The organism is Roseospira navarrensis (assembly GCF_009601025.1).
GTDB lineage: Bacteria > Pseudomonadota > Alphaproteobacteria > Rhodospirillales > Rhodospirillaceae > Rhodospira > Rhodospira navarrensis.
This window is the reverse complement of sequence record NZ_WIVE01000004.1, coordinates 72,250-90,138: the sequence shown is the minus strand read 5'-3', so window position 1 is coordinate 90,138 and position 17,889 is coordinate 72,250. Positions and strand designations below refer to the sequence as shown.

The window sequence follows — 17,889 nt, the reverse complement described above, 5'->3', positions numbered from 1 at the left end:
GCGTCGCTCCCTCAGAATGACGGTCCGATTTCTCCCTCAGCATAAGGACTTCCGCCGATGTCGATCACCATCGACCAGTCGTTCATCAAGCATTTCCAGGCCGATGTGCATCTGGCCTATCAGCAGATGGGCTCCAAGCTGCGCAATACCGTGCGCGTCAAGGACAACATCCAGGGGGCCACGACCGTCTTCCAGAAGGTGGGCAAGGGCACGGCCTCGACCAAGGCGCGCCACGGCATGGTGCCGGTCATGAACCTGGACCACACCCCGGTCGAATGCGACCTGCAGGACTTCTACGCCGGTGACTGGGTGGACCGCCTGGACGAGCTGAAGACCAACATCGACGAGCGCCAGGTTCTGGTGAACGCCGGCGCCTATGCCCTCGGCCGCAAGACCGACGGGCTCATCATCACCCAGCTCGACACCTCCACGAACCACGCGCTCGACGGCACCACGGCGCTGACCCTGACCAAGATCATGGAGGCGTTCGAGATGCTGGGCGCGGCCGACGTGCCCGACGACGGCGACCGCTACGCCGTGGTCGGCTGGAAGCAGTGGTCCGAGCTGATGCAGATCGACGAGTTCTCCAACGCCGACTACGTGGGCGCCGAGGACCTGCCGTGGCGCGGCACCCAGGCCAAGACGTGGCTGGGGACGCTGTGGTTTCCGCACTCCGGCCTGACCCTCGATGGCGGGGTGCGCCGCTGCTTCTGGTACCACAAGACCGCCATCGGCCATGCCATCGGCGCCGAGGTGCAGTCCGACATCACCTGGCACGGCGACCGGGCGGCGCACTTCGTGAACAACATGATGAGCCAGGGCGCCAAGCTGATCGACGGCTCCGGCGTGGTTTCGCTGCGCTGCCTGGAGAGCTAGAGGGCGCGCGGTCGCTGGTTTCCTAGGGGGCGTTCGCGCCGAAGGCGCAACGCACCCTACGGCCTACGACAAGCCCCAACAGACCCCATCCGGCGCGACCGCGCCGACGCCGCGAGGCGACGAAGCCGTCCGGCCCGCGCGCGGGTCGGCTGGCGATCATTTCCGAGAGGAGCCCAGATCATGGCCTTCGTTCCCCAGGACCTGTCGGTCCTCTGCTACGCCAACGGCTTCACGCTGTGGCACTACACCACCGTGGACACCGGCACGGCGATGGCCGCCGCCAACTACTTCGACCCCGCCGGGCCCTATGTGCGCGTGGGCGACGTAATGGTCTGCAACACCGACACCGACGGCACCCCGGCGGCCGCGTTCTACCGCGTCTCCGCCAACACCGGCGGCGCGGTCAGCGTGGCCGCGATGTAGGGCGCACCGGTCCCCGTCCTGAACCCCCGCCCCTCACCGGGCGGGGGTTTTTCGTTTTCGAGCCCCATCCGGAGGATGCCCGACCATGCCTCTCTCCGCCGTCGCGCTGTGTTCGCGCGCGCTCATCAAGCTGGGCGCCAGCCCCATCGCCAGCCTGGACGAAGGCACGGCGGAGGCCGAGGTCGCCCGCACCCTCTATGCGCCGGTGCGCGATGCCCTGCTGTCCGGCCACCCGTGGACCTTCGCCACCGCCCAGGCGACCCTGGCCCGGCTGTCCGGGCCGCCGGTGGCCGATTTCAGCTTCGCCTATCAGCTTCCCGCCGACCACCTGCGCACCCTTTCGGCGGGCGGGCCGGACGGGCGCGGCCACGGCGTCGCCTACCGTCAGGCCGAGGACCGCCTGTGGACCGACGCCGGCGCGGTCACCCTGACCTACATCTTCCGCCCGGACGAAAGCGCCTTCCCCCCGCACTTCGTGGAGGCGCTGTCGGCCCGCCTGGCCGCGGATTTCTGCCTGCCGCTGACGGAGAGCACCAGCCGGGGCCAGCTTCTGCACGGGCTGGCCGAGGAGGCGTTCCGCGCCGCGCGGCGGATCGACAGCCAGCAGGACACCCCGCCGGCCTTCACCGACTTCCCGCTGGTGGAGGTGCGCGGATGACCCGGGTTTCCGTCACCCAGACCAACTTCACGGCCGGGGAGCTGTCGCCGGACCTGTACGGCCGCTCGGACCTGCGGGCCTATGTCAACGGCGCGGCCCGGCTGCGCAACGTGTTCCTGCAACCCACCGGCGGCGTGTCGCGGCGCGACGGGCTGCGGCACCTGGACACCCTGACCGGGCGGGCCCGCCTCATCGCGTTCGAGTTCAACACGGACCAGAGCTATCTGATCGTGCTGACCGATCAGCGGATGGACGTCTATCTGGACGGTGCGGCCGCCTTCTCGACCGCCGCGCCCTGGACCGAGGCCCAACTGGCTGATCTGGCCTGGACCCAGATGGCCGACACCCTTTTGGTGGTGCATCCGGACGTGGCGCCCCGGCGCATCACCCGGGCCTCGCACACCAGTTGGACGATCGGCCTGTGGGAGCACCCCAGCGATGGCGACCGCTCCTACGAGCCCACGTATCGGTTCGCCCATCCGCTCATCAGCCTCACGCCGTCCGGGACCGTCGGGGCGGTCACCCTGACGGCCTCGTCGGCCGTGTTCGTGCCGGAGCACGTGGACACCCGCCTGCTTCTGCGGGGCAAGCCGGTCACCATCACCGGCTACACGGCCGCCGACTCGGTCTCGGCCACGATCCACGAGGCGATCGAGAACGCCTTCGCGACGCGCGACTGGACCGAACAGGCGCTCTCCCCGGCGCACGGCTACGCCCGCAGTGTCACGTTCCACAACAACCGGCTGGTCATCGGCGGATCGCGGGAGGTGCCGCATCACATCTGGATGTCGAAGGTCGGCGACCTGTTCAACTTCGACACCGGCGAGGGCCTGGACGACGAGGCGATCTCGTTCGATCTGCTGTCGGACCAGCTCAACGCGATCCGCGCCGTGTTCTCGGCCAACGACCTGCAGGTGTTCACGTCGGGCGCCGAATGGACGGTCAGCGGCGATCCGCTGACCCCCGCCACGGTGACGGCGCGCCGTCAGACCCGCATCGGCACCCTGGGGCCGCACAGCGTGCCGCCCCGGCGCGTGGACGGGGCGACGCTGTTCGTGGGCGCCACGGGCCGAGACCTGCGCGAGTACCTGTTCACGGACCTGGAGCAGGCCTATCAGGCCGCGGACCTGGCCCTGCTCGCCCGGCACCTGATCCACGATCCGGTGGACATGGACTACGACCCCACGCGCCGCCTGCTGCACCTGGTGCTGGCGGACGGCACTCTTGCGACCATGACCAACTACCGGGCGGAGAAGGTCACCGCCTGGACCCTGCACGAGACGGACGGAACCATTCATGCCGTGGCCGAGGCCGGCGGTCAGGTCTACGTCGCCGTGGACCGGGCGGGCGTGGTCAGCCTGGAGCGGTTCGACCCGGACCTGTCGCTGGACGCGGCCCTGACCGGGACGGCGGAGACGCCGAAGACCACCTGGAGCGGTCTCGACCACCTGGACGGGCGCACCGTGCGCGTGCTGGCGGACGGCACCGACGCCGGTGCGGCCCAGGTCTCCGGCGGCGCGGTCACGCTGGCCCATGCCGCCACCGCCGTCGTCGTTGGGCTGCCGTTCACACATGAGATTGCGCCGCTGCCGCCCGCCGTCTCGGGCGGGCGGGGCGGTGGTCCCGGCACCATGATCCGGCTGATCCGGGCCACCCTGCGTCTGCGGGACACCGCCGCGCTGTGGGTGGACACGGGCCGAGGCCCCTCGGCGCAGCCGTTCCAGACCTTCGGCGGCGGCGCCGTCCTCGACCAGCCGCCGACCCCGCGCACCGGCGATCTGTCGGTGCGCGCCCTGGGCTGGCAGCGCGACCCGATGGTGCCCCTGTGGCGGGTCGTCCAGGACGCGCCGCTGCCCTGCACCGTTCTCAGCGCCACCATGGAAGTAAAGGTCACCGACTGATGGCCCAGCTCGCCCCCGTTCTCATCCCCCTGGCCCTTCAGGCCGCCACCACCGCCTTGCAGCAGTACCAGCAGCAGGAGGCCGCCCAGCGCCAGCAGGCCGCGCAGGCCCAGGCGAACCGCGCCCAGGCGGAGGCCGCCCGCCAGCAGGCCGAGGCCCAGGCCCGGCAGGTGGCGGACGGCGCCACGCTCGCCAATCAGGCGGCGTGGCAGGATTACGACATCTGGGCGGCGCGGCGGCGCGCCGACAGCGACGCCGCGATCAGCGCGCTCAACACCGGCTTCGCCCGCACCGAGATGGAACGCGCCGAGGCCCTGCGCCGCGACAACGCCGCCCGCCGGGCCCGGTTCGCGAGCCAGGGGCTTGACGGCGCGGCGGGCTCGGCGGCCGCCCTGCTGATGGGCCTGAACCAGGCGGCGGCGGATCAGACCCGGCGGGACCACGACGACCTCGGCCGTCGCACGGCGGAGCTGTACGACACCGCCAACGCCGACATCGCCGGCCAATGGGAGGTCACCGCCTCGGAGACGGCCGCCCGCAGCCACCAGACCGACCTGGATCTGTGGCAACGGCAGGTGGCGCTGGACTCCCGGCTGCATCAGCTCGGGGTCCAGCAGGCGGCCCGGCGGCAGCAGGACCTGCTCGACCTGACCGTCAGTCACCAACGCGCGGCCCTCGGCCTCGCCGGGTCCGGCGGGCGCGCCGTCGGTCAGGCCCTGTCCGGCGGGCGGTAGACCGGCCGGCCCGATCCGGTCCCATCCGGTCCCTTCACCCAGACGGCCCCACCCCTCCACGACGGGGAGCCCTTTCGCATGACCGCGCATATCCAGATCGGCGACACGCGCCCCCGCGTCGAGTACGTGGGGAATGGTGTCCAGACGCAGTTTCCCTATCCCTTTCCCGTGTTCACCGCCGACGACCTTCAGGTCTATCGGGACGGCGCACAGGTCACCGCCGGCTTTGCCGTGTCGGGGGCCGGGCTGTCCGAGGGCGGCACCGTCACCTTCACGACCGCGCCGGCGGAGGGCGCGCGGATCGTCCTGATCCGGCACCTGGACATCCGCCGCGTGACGGACTTCCAGGCCGGCGGTCCGCTGCGGGCGGAGACCCTGAACGACGAGCTGGACCACCTGACCGCCGTGGATCAGCAGCTTGACGATGCCCTGCGGCGCGCCGTCCGCCTGGATCCGGGCGCGGCCGAAGCGGTCTCGTTGATCCTGCCGCCGCCGCAGGGCGGGGCGGTGCTCGGCTGGAGCCAGGACGGCACCGCGTTGGTCAACGATCCGCTGAACGCGGCCGATCTGGTGGTGGCGGAGGCGAACGCGGCCGTTCTGCGCGCCGAGCGCTGGGCCGACGACGCCGCCCTGTCGGCGTGGCGCGCCACCCTCGGCGGTGCGTCGGGAGGCGGGGGCGGCGAGATCGGGCCGGGCGACAGCCTTGTGGTGGCGAGCGTGACCACCTCGGGCAATGTCAGCGTGGGCGGAGGCCTGACCGTGGCCGGGCAGACGATGACGGCCTGGGGCCGCGCCGTGGCAGCGGCGGTCGATGCGGCGGCGGGGCGGAGCCTGCTCGGGCTGGGCTCTGTGGCCACCACGGCCGCGACCGAGTATGCGACGGCGGCCCAGGGCGTCCGCGCGGACAGCGCGCTGCAGCCGGGCGATGTGGGCTCGCTGGCGGCGCAGGATGCGGGCAGTGTCGCCATCTCCGGCGGCACCATCGCCGGGACCACGGTCAACGGCCTGTCGCTGCCGTCCACCCCGGGCAGCGACGGCGACGTGCTCACCGCCGACGGCCTGGGCGGCGTGGCCTGGGAAGCGCCGCCCGCTGGTGGCGGCACCGTCCAGGCCGCCGACATCACCGACAGCACCGCCACGGGCCGGTCCGTCCTGACCGGAGACGCGGCGGCCGGGCGGACCGCGCTCGGTTTGGGCACAGCCGCGACCACCGACGCCACGGCCTATGAGGCGGCCGGCGCGGTCACGTCGCACGAGACCACCTACGACCACGGCCATCTGCCATCGGCCGCCGAGATCGCGGCCATCCAGGGGGCCAATGCGCCCGACGCCGGCAACGTGTTCGCCACCATGGCGGACGTGGGCGCGGCCGGTGGCGGCACGGTCACCAGCGTGAGTGTGAGCGGCTCCGACGGGCTCCAGGTGGACAGCGGTTCGCCCGTCACCACGTCCGGCACCATCGCGCTTGGCATCGATGCGGCGGCGTTGCGGGCGCACCTGGGCATCGAGGCCGGGGCCACGGCCGATCAGACCGCGCAGGAGATCGCCGCCGCCATCGACGCCGATGCCACGGCCGAGGCCACCCTGAAGACCGCGCTGGGCCTGGGCAGCGCGGCCTACACCCTGTCCACGGCCTATGCGACCGCCGCCCAGGGCGCGCTGGCGGACAGCGCGGTGCAGGCGGCGGACCTGGCCATTGTGGCGACCTCCGGCGCGTACCCGGATCTGACCGGCCGACCCACGCTGGGTACGGCGGCGGCGGCCGACACGGGGGACTTCGCCACGGCGGCGCAAGGGGTGCTGGCCGAGAGCGCCCTGCAACCCGGCGAGGTGGGCTCGCTGGCGGCGCAGGACGCGGGCAGTGTGGCCATCACCGGCGGCACCATCGCCGGGACGACGGTCAACGGGCTGACCCTGCCGTCCACCGCCGGCACCGGCGGGGACGTGCTGACGGCCGACGGACTGGGCGGGGTGACGTGGGCGGCGCCGGTTTCGGGCGGGGCCATCGTTTCGACCGACATCACCGACAGCACCGCCACCGGCCGGTCGATCCTGACCGGGGACGCGGCGGCGGGTCTGACGGCGCTGGGCCTGGGCGCGGCGGCGCTCTCCGATCCCGGGGACTTCGCCACCGCGCTGCAGGGCCAGACGGCCGAGACCGCGATCCAGCCCGGCGACAATGCCGCTCTGGCGCTGATCGATTACACCCTGGCCCGGTTCGCGGTGACGGCCGCAAATGTGGACGCCGCACACACGGTCGCCCTGTCGGACGGCGAATGGCAGGCCCTGACCCTGACCGCCGACCCCGCCCTGACCCTGCCCGACCCGCCGGCCGGACGGGGATACTCGATCACCCTGCGCCTGATCCAGGACGCCACGGGCGGCCGCGCCCCGACCCTGCAACAGGCCGACGCCACTCCGGTGAAATGGGTGGGCGGCACCGTCCCCACCTGGCAGACGGCCGCCGGCGCGGGCGATCTGGTTGCGGTCACGCATGACGGCGTGGACCTGATCGCCACCCATATCGGGAGTGTGTCGTAATGCTCGGCAACGCGACCCTGAGAGCCGCCCCGGTGGCCGCCGCGCCGCCCGTCGGCGGGACGGCGCCCGCCTACCATCCGGCCGACATCGCCGCCGGGTACACCTACAACCCGAACCCGGCGCCGATCCCCCTGCCGGGCAACATCCAGGTCGGCGACCGCCTCTTCATCTGGCTCCAGAGCGACCAGAGCGGCGGGGCCGTTTCCACCCTCCCGGCCGGCTGGTCCTCCCTGGTGAGCGGCACCATCGACGGACACGGTTGCGCCCTGCTGACCCGCGTGGCCGACGGCACCGAGGGGCCGACCGTCATGGTCGATCTGTTCGCGGCGAAAGGCACCGCGTATGTGGTCTGGCGCACCTCTGGGGGCGGCACCCCGACCGTGGCCGTGGTGGAGAGCGAGACGCGGGTGACGTCCATCACCGCGCCGGGGGTCACCGGCCCCACGGGCCCCGCGCTGGCCATCGCGCTGGCCGCCATCGGGCAGTATTCGCCCGATGTGCTGACCGCGCCGTCCGGATATGGCGACCTGCACCAGGGCGTGCAGTCCTTCACCGGCTTGGCCGCCGCGTGTTTCCGCGAAGTGTCGGACGGCGCCGCCGGCGGCGGGTCCTGGACCTGGACGACCGAGAACCCGGTCTATGCCGTCACCCTCCTGGTGCCGGGGGTGTGACCTCGGTCCCTCGCGTTCGTTCAGCGGACAACACCCCGCCGCTCCTCATCACGATCCCGGCGTTGCGCTGTGCGGCCGGGGCCGTCCGCCTGCATGTTCACGTTTCCGATGGAGATCATCCATGCCCCTCATCCATCCCACCGTCCACCTGCTGGCCTGGCCCGATCTTGTGCCGTCGGCCCTGTCCGTGACGCGGGCCGCCGCGGCGACCCGTGTGACTGCGTTCGGTCGCATCGAGACCGTGGCGGCCGGAACGTTGCGCCACGACTTCGATCCCGCCACCGGCGTCTATCGGGGCTGGCTGCTGGAGGCCGCGCGGACCAACCACGTGCTGTTTTCCAGCGCCATGACGGATGCCCTGTGGCAGACCGCCGCCGCGACCGTGGCCGCCGGGTCCGCCACCGCGCCCGACGGGGCCGGCGCGGCGGACCGTGTGACCGAGGACTCCGCGACGGCCATCCATACCCTGTACCAGGAGGACCTCGCCTTCTCGGCGGGGCAGTCCTATACGCTGTCGATCTTCGCCCGGTCCGCCGGGCGGGAGCGGCTGCAACTGGTCCTGCCCTCGACCGCCTTCGGCGCGGTGCAGTCGGCGGTGTTCGACCTGACGACGGGGACCGTCGGCTTTGTCGAGGGGACGGCGAGTCCGGCCATCGAGGCTCTGCCCGATGGTTGGTACCGCTGCGCCATCACCGCCACCGCCACCACGACCGTCGCGCTGGCGCCGATCCACTTTCGTCTGCGCGACACGGGCGGCAGTTCCACCTACGCCGGTGATGGGACCAGCGGGGTGCATGTCTGGGGCGCACAGGTGGAGGACGGGGCCGGCGCGACCAGTTTCATCGCCACCGGGGCGACGGCGGTGACGCGCCCGGCCGATCAGGTGAGCCTCGCCCTGGGGGCGGACGCCGTCAATCCGCGGGAGGGTTCGCTGCTGGTCTGCGGCACCGTTCCGGACGGGCAGAGCGCCGTCCTGGCCGAGGTGAGCGACGGCAGCACGGCCAACCGGATCGCCGTGGCGTTCGACACCTCCGGCGGCGGCGGCGCGGATGCCTCGGTCGTGACGGTCGGGGCGACCGTGGCGGCGCTCACCCAGGCCGGGGTGAGCGGTGGCCTGGAAAGCCGATGCGCCGTGGCCTATGCCGCGGATGACTTCGCCCAGTCGGTCAACGGGCTCGCCCCGGCCACCGATACGGCCGGCGCGGTCCCGTCCGGGCTGTCCACGCTCACCCTGGGCGGGGGCGTCGGGGGCGCCGTCGGGCCCCGCTGCTGGGTGCGGCAGGTGGGCCTGTTCCCGCGCCGCCTGCCGGATGCCGACCTGCAGACCGTGACGCTTTGAGTCCCAATACCCGGAGACCTCCCATGATCGCCGCCGACTCACACGGGGCCGACCTGTCGGCCGCGCGCGACCGCCTGCGCGCTTCCCTGCCCGAGACCCTGCACCGGGCGCTGGACGCCTACGACACCTTCGCCGCCCGTCCGGTGCCGGAGGATGCGAAAGAGTTCGCCGCCTGGCAGGGCGGCTGCAAGGCGGCGCTGGCCCATGTGGAACTGCTGCTCAAGCTGGCCGGGCGGGTCGGGCTGGACCTGTCCGATCCCGGTGCGGGGGAGGGGGATGCCCTGGCCGGCCTGCTGGCCCAGGCCCGCGCCGCCGTGGGCGAGGGGGGCGACGACGACCGGGAGGACGACGCGGATGACTGAGCCCCGGCTGTCGTTCCCGGAGTTCCTGTGGATCTGGAACCATGTGCAGGGGCGCGGCACGCCGGAGCACCATCTCGTCATGGCGCGCTGGCTGGCCGCCCGCTGGGCCGACCGGGAGCGCGGCTGCCTGCTGATGGCGTTCCGGGGCTCGGGCAAGTCCACCGTGGTCGGGCTGTTCTGCGCCTGGCTGCTGGCCAACTGGCCGGACACGCGGATCATGGTATTGGCCGCCGAGCACGGCCTTGCCACCCGCATGGCACGCAACGTCAAGCGCATCCTGGAGCGTCACCCGGCGACCCCGGGCCTGAAGCCGCCGCGCCCGGACCAGTGGGCGGCGGACCAGTTCACCGTCGTCCGGCCGACCGAGAGCCGGGATCCCTCCATGGTCGCGCGCGGCGTGACCGGCAACATCACCGGCACGCGCGCCGACGTCATCATCTGCGACGATGTCGAGGTGCCCAACACCAGCGACACGGTGGTCAAGCGTGCCCATCTGCGCGCCCGGCTGTCGGAACTGGACTACGTGCTGACCCCGGGCGGGGTGCAGGTCTACGTGGGCACCCCGCACGCCTACCAGTCCATCTACGCCGGGACGGCGCGACCGGAGGCGGGCGAGACCACCCCGTTCCTGGACGGCTTCCCGCGCCTGGAAATCCCGTTGCTGGACCCGGCCGGCCGCAGCGCCTGGCCGGACCGCTTTCCGCTGGCCACCGTCGAGACCATCCGGCGCCGCCAGGGCCCGAACAAGTTCGCCAGCCAGATGCAGTTGCGGCCGATGAACATCGCCGACAGCCGCCTGGATCCGGACCGGATGCGCGTCTACGACGACGATCTGGCTTACGGCGAGGCGCGGGGTCGGCCCGTGCTGCGCCTGGGCGCGCGGCGGCTGGTCTCGGCGTCGTGCTGGTGGGACCCGGCGCTTGGCGATCCCGCGCGCGGCGGGGATGGGTCGGTGCTGGCCGCCCTGTTCACCGCCGAGGACGGGACGTACTGGCTGCACCGGGTCGCCTATCTGACCGCGAACGCGGGCGACGACGCGGCCTCTGACCTGTGCCGCCAGGTGGCGGCGATCCTGGAGGCACTGCACCTGCCGGCCGTGACGGTGGAGACCAACGGCATCGGGCGCTTCCTGCCCGGGTTGCTGCGCAAGGCCCTGCGCGAGGCCGGGGTGGCGGCGGCGGTGGTCGAGCATGTCTCCACCCGCGCCAAGGCCCAGCGCATCGTGGATGCCTTCGATCCCGTGCTGGCCGAACGGGCTTTGTACGCGCACCGCTCGGTCTGGGAGAGCCCCTTTGTCGCGGAAATGCGGGAGTGGCGCCCCAACGGCGGCGGCCACGACGACGGTCTGGACGCGGTGGCGGGCTGCCTCGCCAGCGAGCCCGTGCGGCTGGGGCGCGGGGCCGCCGCCCGGTCTGCGCCGTCGGACGACTGGCGCCCCGGGGCCGGGTCCATCGACGCCGCCGAGACGGACTGGAGCCCGTGAAAGCGGGCGACCGTGCGCCGTTCCCCTTCAGCCTTCAGGAGACGAACCCATGGACTGCCGGCGCGTCGGACGCGTCCTGGCCGAAGACATCCATCGTCACCGACGCGGGGGCCGGAAACTCGGCGAGGCGGCTGAAGCCGTGGTCGAAACGTTTCCGAAAACCGCAGGCGAGGCGCCGCAACCCACGCGGGGCCTTGGCAACATTGGCCCTGAAAACTTGTTGGACTCGTTCCCGCGTGTTAGGAAGCGGGGATCGGCGGATCAGTGACCGCCCCGTCCGTCCCATCGAGGCGGATTATCCGAAGGGAGTGCCGGTGGATGACACAGGACGACTCATCGAAACCATCGACGGGGATCCCCTCGTCGCGCCCCATGTCGCCGGAAGACGAAGAGGCGGAGGAGGCGACGAAGCATTGCGACTCAAAGACGTGTTCGCGGTCGGAGAAGGCGTTACGGAGAGACCGCTTGAAGCAGTTAGCAGAAGCCGCCTCCCGGGGGGAAGTGTTGGTGCGTACTACCCGCGTGGGTATGATGCGGATGCCCAAGCGCCGACCCTAGGATCCGGGATCCAATATGATCGCCGGCTCAGAGGTACTCAGCGCGGGACTGTTGTTGCGCACGAAGTTGGGCACGCCATCGACGATGCCGCCATGGGACTGGACGGCATTCCGCTGACTGGGGCCGAGGCGGAGTTCGGTTTGCTGTTCCACATGCAGAACAGTCGTGTCAGGCCCCGACGGTCTGACCCGCCTGAGTTGTGGACGACCCCGGAAGACTTGGGATACAGCCCGGATGAGGCTGGCTTCGAAAAGATGGCGGAGGGTCTTCGGCTCTACATGCAGAACCCGGCTTACATGAAGGAGCACTTCCCGAACGCCGCGCGCCGCATCCGGCATGCCGTCAACAGGGATCCCGGACTGAACCGGATCATCCAGTTCAACGAACTTGGCGCCCCCCTCGGCGTGGCCGGCGGACTCGGGGCGTCCGGCCTTGCCCTGCGCGACCGCAACCGCGAGGACGCCAAAGGACCTCGACGCAAGGACCGGCGATAGGGAACGCAAGGGCCGCAGAGCGATCAGGCCATGCACGACGGCTGACCCCCAAGTCTCAATGAACGGGACGCCGCCCCGGCCGCCCCGGCCGGGGCGCGTGGCCATTATTGGGCCTCGGAGCCACAGGCTTGCGGGACAAAGATGACACCCGTTAATGTCGGCGCCTCAGTGGTTGGGCCGTAACGGTCATCGCGTCAGGAGTCCGCCTGCACGATGCAGTCAGGACGAGTCGTTTCCCGTGTCATCGGAGCGTCGAGAACGGTCAGGGAGCCCTTCCTTCAGTGCACGATCATACTCGTCAAGAGTTAGCGGCTCAATTGGAAGCGGTTTTCCCGGCGAAAAATGCGGGCTTGTTTTTCCGGATCTAGGGAACAGTGTCAGGGGTTCCGGTTTTCGTTTCGGTGTTTCGTCGGTCATCTTTCTCGCTCCGGACAAAGAGAGATGGGGGCGGACCAAAAGACCCCCGACACCGGGCCGGATGTTGAGGGGTGCGGCGGGTATCAGATGCGATCCGCATCCTATCCGGTTTCTTGATCCGCATCGATAGAATACGCCGAAATCCCAGGGCTCCGAACCCGGATTACCGTTCTGTGACGCCGTTGGGGTCGAACCTACCTCCCGAGATCCTTCGGTCGCTTCGCTCTCTCAGGATGACACACTTTTAATAGATATTGTCATCCCGAGCGCCCTAAAGGCGCGAAGGATCTCGTGATGGGACACGGACCATGACACCCCTGTCATCTGGGTTCGGAGCCCTGGCCGAAATCCGGCGCCTGTCCGCGTCCGTCCAAGGCCGTGTCGCGCTTTTTTTGGGTGTTCGTGTTGGTTGATGTATCCCTTTGCGGGTTTTAAATTGGGCGGGTCAAGTCTCGCCTGATCGAAGCGGGCGACTCGAAGGGAGGGCCGGTGGATGACACAGGACGACTCATCGAAACCATCGACGGGGATCCCCTCGTCGCGCCCCCTGTCGCCGGAAGACGAAGAGATCGAGGCGGCGACGAAGCATTGCGATCCAAGGACGTGGTCGCAGGCGGAGAGGGAAGAATTGGCCGACCTCTTGCGGCGGCACGAGCAAGCCGCCTCCCGCGGGGACGTGTTGGTGCGGACGACCCGCGTGGGTATGATGCGGATGCCCAAGCGCCGACCCTAGGATCAAGGATCCAAATATGATCGCCGGCTCGGATGACGGTGGCGGGCTCCGCGACGATCGGGCCGCGCCCCTCTACAAGAACCCCAGCCGATGCGACCTGAAGGCCATCCTGCGCGACCCCGCCGGGGGTGGGGCCATTGCGCTGCTGGAGGATGGCGACGGCAACTGGTGGGCCTGGCGTCGCGAAAATTCGGACACCCATTTCGGGACGTCGATTGACCTGGAGGAGTCCGGTCGCGCCGCATTCCCTTATGGCAAGCCGTTGAACCGTCGGGTCGCCCGCAGCATCGACGACGCCATCCGGATCATGCGCGACCTGCGCGTGTACGGGCCGCGCGGGTCAGCCTGACCCATTCTCACATGGAGACCCAACATGTTCGAAGCCGAGTCCCACCTGCTGTGGGTCACGGCGGTCGAGGTGCCCGTGCTGGGCGCCCTGTTCTGGCTGGTCTGGCGCAACCGCCGGGACACCGACTGCCGCCTGGACGAGACCCAGCGCCGCGCCGACATCGCCGTGACCCAGACCAAGGAGGCGCTGTCCGCCTTCAAGCTGGAGGTGGCGCGCTCCTATGCCTCCATCAGCACGCTGAAGGACGTGGAAGCACGCCTGACCGCCCACCTGCTGCGCATCGAAACCAAGCTGGACGAGACCCGCCGCCGCGCCCTTGAGGTGAATGAGTAACGGTGACTCCATCGCAGCAGAGCGACTATGCCCGAGCAGATTGTTCGGGTATCCTGTGTCTTTATCGGGGGTCTTGGAGACGACGGCAGGGGGGACAAACATGAAGAAGCTGGCCATTGTCGTGGGGCACACCGGCGCGCGCCCCGGCGCCTTCGCCGTCGATCCCATCGCCCAGAGCGAGAACGCCTGGAATGCGGATCTGGCCGGTCGCATGAAGGCCTTCGCCGACTCTCACCTGACGGACAGTCTGTCGGTGGAGATCTTCACCCGCGATGACGGCGGCGTGAGCGGCGCCTATCGGCGGGTCCGGGAGTGGGGGGCGGATGCGGCCATCGAACTGCATTTCAACGCCGCCACGCCCGCGGCGACGGGCACGGAGACGCTCTACCACACGGCGGCATCCCGGGGGCTCGCCGAGGTGGTGCAGGCCGCCACCCTGGAAACCCTCGGCCTGCGCGATCGGGGCGTGAAGACGCCGCACGAGGCCAGCGGTGGGCGCGGCACGGCCAACCTGTCGCAGATGGGCGTCCGCCCGTCGATCCTGACCGAGCCGTTCTTCGGCTCCAACCCCGGCGACTGCGCCATTGCGCAGAGCCGCAAGCAGCACCTCGCCGAGGCCCAGGTTGGCGCGGCGGCGCGGTACCTGAGCGCCCTCTATGATGACGACCCCGACGCGGTCATGGTGATCCCGGAGGCGCTGAACGTGCGCGGCGGCCCCGGCACGGATTTCGGCACGCTGTCCTGGGGGCCGCTGACGGCTGGGACCGTGCTCACGGTGCTCGACCGGGGGCGGGTCTGGTGGAAGGTCTGCCTGCCCGAGACACCCAGCCGCATCGGCTTCGTCCACAGCGATTATGTGGCGTGACAGGCGCCGGATCAGCCCGCCGTCCGGGGTCGCAGGGCCCGCCGCACCATCCCCAGGAAGTTGCGCGCCAGCGCGGCGGACCGGGCCCGGCGGGCCGCCCGCAGGATGTGGAAGCCACGCATCCGGGGCACCGGCCGCCCGCACAGGCGCAGCGCGGCCAGCCGGGCGGCCAGCACGGTCTTGCGCCCGGACTGCCCGGGCTGGATCGGCGCCAGGGTTTCCAGGTCGAACGGGCCGGTGACCAGATGCCCGGACTGCTCGGCCGCCCGCATGAGGTCCGCGCCCGTTTCGGTGCGGGCCATCACCAGCGACACGCCCGGCTTTTCCTCGAACAGCGGATACCCCTTGGCGTCGGTTTCCCAGGCATCGGCGCACACCAGATCCGCGGCCCCGCCGGTCCCATCCGGGCAGATCTTGCAGCGGTGCTGCACGTGGCGCGACAGGATGCCGCCCCAGCTCTCGGCGTAGGTCATGGATCGGTCCGATCCGTCGGCCAGGGTGGCGGTGGCCCGGCCCGGCCAGCCGTTGCCCCGGTAGCGGAAGGCCGTCACCGCCCCCCTGTCGGCGCCCAGGGCGGCCAGCACCGCTTCGCCGCCGCGCAGACTGGGCACCCCGGCGCAGAAGAACGAGATCACGACGGGGAACCGGGCGCCGACGCGGGTATCCTCGCGCGCCAGCGCCCGCAGTGCGGCGCAGTCGCAGGGTTTGCCGACGAAGGCGAACCGCTCGGCCGAGTCCAGCAGCGCCGGCAGGTTCGCCAGCGGCGCCGAGGGCGCGTAGCGCGACCCGGCGGCGGCCAGCACCTCGGCCGCCGTGCGCGAGATCACCGCGCGGGTGCCCACCGGGTTGGTGTCGGACGCGGTTGTCTGCACCACGGCATCCACCGCCCCCGTCTCCAGCAGATGCACCAGCACCGCCGAAAGCGCCCCGCCGGACGAGGCGGCATGGCGTAGGGCCGGGTCCGTGGCGTGCCCCAGGCGCGCATCCAGGACCGGACCCCAGAGCACATGGTTCGGCCGGTCGCCGGCGCGCTGGTCCAGGGTCAGGCCCGGGCAGACCCGGGCGATGCGGGCGTCGGTGGCGGCGTCCAGGGGGCCGGTCTGGTCGGGCCGCAGGTATCCGTCCTGTTCCACCATCCGGACCGCCGTCGGGGCCAGCGCCGCACACGCCCCGCACCCGGCGCACAGGTGACCCTGATCGACCCGCCGAAGCGCGGGCGACGGGCGGGGGCGGGTCCCGGACGCGGTCATCGCTGCGCGGCCTCCTCCAGGATGGGGGTCAGTGCATCCTCGTAGGCGCGCAGGCGCGCGAGGCCCCGCTCGGCCCCGGCGCGCACCTGCGCGGCCAGCGCCGCGCGGTCGGCGAAGGCATCGAACAGCGCGGCCTCGATGGTCTCGGCGCTGTCGGCGCGGCAGTCCACCACCCGGTCATAGCCCAGCGAGCCGAACAGCCCCTTGAACTTGCGGCTGTAGGCCATGGGCACCACCGGCACGCCGGCCGAGAAGGCGGCGATGCAGGCGTGCATCCGCGCGCCGGCGAAGAAATCCAGGCCCGCGATGTACGACTTGGCGGCCACCGGGTCGGGGAAGGGGGGCACGCAGACCGTTCCCGGGACCTCGGACGCCAGCGCCCGGCAGGCGGTGTGATCGTCCTCGACCCCGATGTGGTCGCCGGCGACATGGGAGACGAGGTGGACCTCCACCCCCTCCATGGCGGCGAAGCGGGCCACGATCCGGCGCATCATGGCGGCGTAGTCCGCGGCCAGCCCGAACTGGTTCTTGCCCGTGTAGCCGCCGCCGAACAGCAATCCCGAGACGTTCAGGCCGACCTTGACCGGATCGCCCGGCGTGCGCTCGGGCGCGGTGAAGGGCAGGCGCAGGGCCACGTCCGTCGCCTCCACGGCCGGCGCGCGCACCCCCAGCGTCCGGAGGTAGGCGGTGGAAAGATCGTCGCGCGTGGTGACCAGCCGGCAGCGGTTCATGACCGCCACCGCGATGCGGCGCGACCAGCCCGCCTCGAACGGCCCGATGGTCTGGGGGGACAGGACGAGCGGCCGCCCGAGCAGAAGGGCCATGACCTTGGTCCAGGTCATGCGGCGGAAGCGCACGGCGCCGTAGATGTCGGTGAAGCTGTCGCCGCCGCCGATGTCCAGGAGCACGTCGCAGGCCCGCACCGCCCCGGCGAGTCCGCCGACGGGGTTCACCAGGTCCTTGGTCCGCAGGCCCTTGGTGGTCAGGTCCGCGCGGTTGATGTAGGTCGGCGAGCGGTCCCCGACCCCGATGACCCGATACCGGGGCTGCAGGCCCAGGCGCGCGGTCAGGTCGTCCAGGATCGCCAGGTGGCCGACCGTCAGGGCGCCCAGGCCCAGGTTCGGTGACTGTGTCGAGTGCCACACAAGCCCGATGGTCAGGCTTCGACGGGTCATGAGCCCCCTTTCCGGCCGGCATTGCCCTGGCGCTTGGCGGGATATCGCAGTCGATTGATGCGCGGCTGTTGGTTTGGCCCCTCGCGCGGGGGAAGTCAAGGTGGGCTCAGGGCGTGCCAAAGGTGCGCAGGGTCAGCAGCACCCGCCCCAGGGCCGAGACCGCGCACAGCCCGGCCATGGTCCAGGCCAGCACCGGAAACCACGCCGGCCACAGGCAGAACGCGACGAAGAACGCCACGGTCTCGCTGCCCTCCATCAGGCCGCTCATGTAGAACAGGCTCTTGCGGCCCTGGGCGGCGGAACTCAGGCCGTGGCGCTCGGCCAGGATGGCATGGGCCAGGAAGGTGGAGCCCGTGCCGACGAAGCTGGCGATCAGCACGGCCGCGGGCAGGGCGTTGGCGCTCGGGTCGGCGAGAGCGAAGCCCACCGGCACGACCGCGTAGAACACGAAGTCGCAGACGATATCCAGATAGCCGCCCGCATCCGTCGGCCGCGTCGCCCGCGCCACGGCCCCGTCGAGCCCATCCAGCAGGCGGTTGGCCGCGATCAGGGCCAGGGCGGTCCCCCACCACTGCAGCGCCAGCGCGGGCACCGCCAGCACACCCAGTGCGAAGGCGGCCAGAGTCAACCCGTTGGCCGTCACGCCCGCCCGGGCCAGGGCGCGGCCCAGACCGTTCAGGGGCGGATCGATCAACGGGCGCAGACGGGAATCCAGCATGGCGCGCGA

Annotated in this window: 17 protein-coding genes; 14 read left to right on the top strand and 3 right to left on the bottom strand. The window is 71.2% G+C overall.

Annotated elements, in window-relative coordinates:
* The first annotated feature begins 57 nt into the window (after positions 1-57).
* The 14 genes from GHC57_RS02975 (at position 58) to GHC57_RS02910 (ending at position 14,737) form a co-directional block, all read left to right on the top strand.
* Complete coding sequence (locus GHC57_RS02975; RefSeq protein ID WP_153341004.1) at positions 58-876, top strand: phage capsid protein; 819 nt, start codon at positions 58-60, stop codon at positions 874-876.
* Between the two features lie 180 nt (positions 877-1,056).
* Positions 1,057-1,299, top strand: a complete 243-nt coding sequence (locus tag GHC57_RS02970) for a hypothetical protein (RefSeq protein WP_153341002.1) — start codon at positions 1,057-1,059, stop codon at positions 1,297-1,299.
* An 85-nt stretch (positions 1,300-1,384) separates the two neighbouring features.
* Complete coding sequence (locus GHC57_RS02965) at positions 1,385-1,957, top strand: phage connector family protein (protein ID WP_153341000.1); 573 nt, start codon at positions 1,385-1,387, stop codon at positions 1,955-1,957.
* Positions 1,954-3,858 carry a phage tail protein gene (locus GHC57_RS02960; RefSeq protein ID WP_153340998.1) on the top strand — a complete coding sequence of 635 codons (1,905 nt, stop codon included), beginning with the start codon at positions 1,954-1,956 and terminating at the stop codon, positions 3,856-3,858. The genes GHC57_RS02965 and GHC57_RS02960 overlap by 4 nt, the downstream gene beginning before the upstream one ends.
* Positions 3,858-4,592 carry a hypothetical protein gene (locus GHC57_RS02955; protein WP_153340996.1) on the top strand — a complete coding sequence of 245 codons (735 nt, stop codon included), beginning with the start codon at positions 3,858-3,860 and terminating at the stop codon, positions 4,590-4,592. Before GHC57_RS02960 ends, GHC57_RS02955 begins: the two co-directional genes overlap by 1 nt.
* A 78-nt stretch (positions 4,593-4,670) precedes the next feature.
* Positions 4,671-7,133: a hypothetical protein gene (locus tag GHC57_RS02950; RefSeq protein ID WP_153340994.1), complete on the top strand. Its 2,463-nt coding sequence runs from the start codon at positions 4,671-4,673 to the stop codon at positions 7,131-7,133.
* Positions 7,133-7,804, top strand: coding sequence for a hypothetical protein (locus GHC57_RS02945; RefSeq protein WP_153340992.1), 672 nt, complete (start codon positions 7,133-7,135; stop codon positions 7,802-7,804). Before GHC57_RS02950 ends, GHC57_RS02945 begins: the two co-directional genes overlap by 1 nt.
* 121 nt (positions 7,805-7,925) lie before the next feature.
* The gene (locus GHC57_RS02940) at positions 7,926-9,143 is read left to right on the top strand and encodes a phage head spike fiber domain-containing protein (RefSeq protein ID WP_153340990.1); all 1,218 of its coding nucleotides are present in this window, start codon (positions 7,926-7,928) and stop codon (positions 9,141-9,143) included.
* A 23-nt stretch (positions 9,144-9,166) separates the two neighbouring features.
* Entirely contained in the window at positions 9,167-9,505 is a 339-nt protein-coding gene (locus GHC57_RS02935) for a hypothetical protein (protein ID WP_153340988.1), read from the top strand.
* Positions 9,498-10,988 (top strand): phage terminase large subunit, encoded by a 1,491-nt coding sequence (gene terL, locus GHC57_RS02930; protein WP_153340986.1) that lies wholly within the window; start codon positions 9,498-9,500, stop codon positions 10,986-10,988. The genes GHC57_RS02935 and terL overlap by 8 nt, the downstream gene beginning before the upstream one ends.
* Before the next feature lie 650 nt (positions 10,989-11,638).
* The gene (locus GHC57_RS02925; RefSeq protein ID WP_153340983.1) at positions 11,639-12,040 is read left to right on the top strand and encodes a hypothetical protein; all 402 of its coding nucleotides are present in this window, start codon (positions 11,639-11,641) and stop codon (positions 12,038-12,040) included.
* Between the two features lie 1,166 nt (positions 12,041-13,206).
* Positions 13,207-13,539: a hypothetical protein gene (locus GHC57_RS02920; RefSeq protein ID WP_153340980.1), complete on the top strand. Its 333-nt coding sequence runs from the start codon at positions 13,207-13,209 to the stop codon at positions 13,537-13,539.
* A 24-nt stretch (positions 13,540-13,563) separates the two neighbouring features.
* Positions 13,564-13,872 carry a hypothetical protein gene (locus GHC57_RS02915; RefSeq protein ID WP_153340978.1) on the top strand — a complete coding sequence of 103 codons (309 nt, stop codon included), beginning with the start codon at positions 13,564-13,566 and terminating at the stop codon, positions 13,870-13,872.
* Positions 13,873-13,972: 100 nt separating this feature from the next.
* Positions 13,973-14,737 (top strand): N-acetylmuramoyl-L-alanine amidase, encoded by a 765-nt coding sequence (locus tag GHC57_RS02910; RefSeq protein WP_170294647.1) that lies wholly within the window; start codon positions 13,973-13,975, stop codon positions 14,735-14,737.
* Positions 14,738-14,748: 11 nt separating this feature from the next.
* On the opposite strand, the gene GHC57_RS02905 is transcribed toward GHC57_RS02910, so the two are convergent.
* From GHC57_RS02905 to GHC57_RS02895, 3 genes are all read right to left on the bottom strand, one after another.
* Positions 14,749-15,987 (bottom strand): Coenzyme F420 hydrogenase/dehydrogenase, beta subunit C-terminal domain, encoded by a 1,239-nt coding sequence (locus GHC57_RS02905; protein ID WP_153340974.1) that lies wholly within the window; start codon positions 15,985-15,987, stop codon positions 14,749-14,751.
* Positions 15,984-17,162 (bottom strand): polysaccharide pyruvyl transferase family protein, encoded by a 1,179-nt coding sequence (locus GHC57_RS02900; RefSeq protein WP_153340972.1) that lies wholly within the window; start codon positions 17,160-17,162, stop codon positions 15,984-15,986. Before GHC57_RS02900 ends, GHC57_RS02905 begins: the two co-directional genes overlap by 4 nt.
* Positions 17,163-17,268: 106 nt before the next feature.
* Positions 17,269-17,880 carry a CDP-alcohol phosphatidyltransferase family protein gene (locus GHC57_RS02895; RefSeq protein ID WP_153340970.1) on the bottom strand — a complete coding sequence of 204 codons (612 nt, stop codon included), beginning with the start codon at positions 17,878-17,880 and terminating at the stop codon, positions 17,269-17,271.
* Positions 17,881-17,889 lie beyond the last annotated feature (9 nt).

Coding starts and splice junctions, on each gene's coding strand:
- terL (WP_153340986.1), top strand. CDS start 9,498: ATGACTGAGCCCCGGCTGTCGTTCCCGGAGTTCCTGTGGATCTGGAAC.
- GHC57_RS02955 (WP_153340996.1), top strand. CDS start 3,858: ATGGCCCAGCTCGCCCCCGTTCTCATCCCCCTGGCCCTTCAGGCCGCC.
- GHC57_RS02970 (WP_153341002.1), top strand. CDS start 1,057: ATGGCCTTCGTTCCCCAGGACCTGTCGGTCCTCTGCTACGCCAACGGC.
- GHC57_RS02940 (WP_153340990.1), top strand. CDS start 7,926: ATGCCCCTCATCCATCCCACCGTCCACCTGCTGGCCTGGCCCGATCTT.
- GHC57_RS02895 (WP_153340970.1), bottom strand. CDS start 17,880: ATGCTGGATTCCCGTCTGCGCCCGTTGATCGATCCGCCCCTGAACGGT.
- GHC57_RS02920 (WP_153340980.1), top strand. CDS start 13,207: ATGATCGCCGGCTCGGATGACGGTGGCGGGCTCCGCGACGATCGGGCC.
- GHC57_RS02910 (WP_170294647.1), top strand. CDS start 13,973: ATGAAGAAGCTGGCCATTGTCGTGGGGCACACCGGCGCGCGCCCCGGC.
- GHC57_RS02945 (WP_153340992.1), top strand. CDS start 7,133: ATGCTCGGCAACGCGACCCTGAGAGCCGCCCCGGTGGCCGCCGCGCCG.
- GHC57_RS02965 (WP_153341000.1), top strand. CDS start 1,385: ATGCCTCTCTCCGCCGTCGCGCTGTGTTCGCGCGCGCTCATCAAGCTG.
- GHC57_RS02900 (WP_153340972.1), bottom strand. CDS start 17,162: ATGACCCGTCGAAGCCTGACCATCGGGCTTGTGTGGCACTCGACACAG.
- GHC57_RS02905 (WP_153340974.1), bottom strand. CDS start 15,987: ATGACCGCGTCCGGGACCCGCCCCCGCCCGTCGCCCGCGCTTCGGCGG.
- GHC57_RS02925 (WP_153340983.1), top strand. CDS start 11,639: ATGGGACTGGACGGCATTCCGCTGACTGGGGCCGAGGCGGAGTTCGGT.
- GHC57_RS02950 (WP_153340994.1), top strand. CDS start 4,671: ATGACCGCGCATATCCAGATCGGCGACACGCGCCCCCGCGTCGAGTAC.
- GHC57_RS02915 (WP_153340978.1), top strand. CDS start 13,564: ATGTTCGAAGCCGAGTCCCACCTGCTGTGGGTCACGGCGGTCGAGGTG.
- GHC57_RS02935 (WP_153340988.1), top strand. CDS start 9,167: ATGATCGCCGCCGACTCACACGGGGCCGACCTGTCGGCCGCGCGCGAC.
- GHC57_RS02975 (WP_153341004.1), top strand. CDS start 58: ATGTCGATCACCATCGACCAGTCGTTCATCAAGCATTTCCAGGCCGAT.
- GHC57_RS02960 (WP_153340998.1), top strand. CDS start 1,954: ATGACCCGGGTTTCCGTCACCCAGACCAACTTCACGGCCGGGGAGCTG.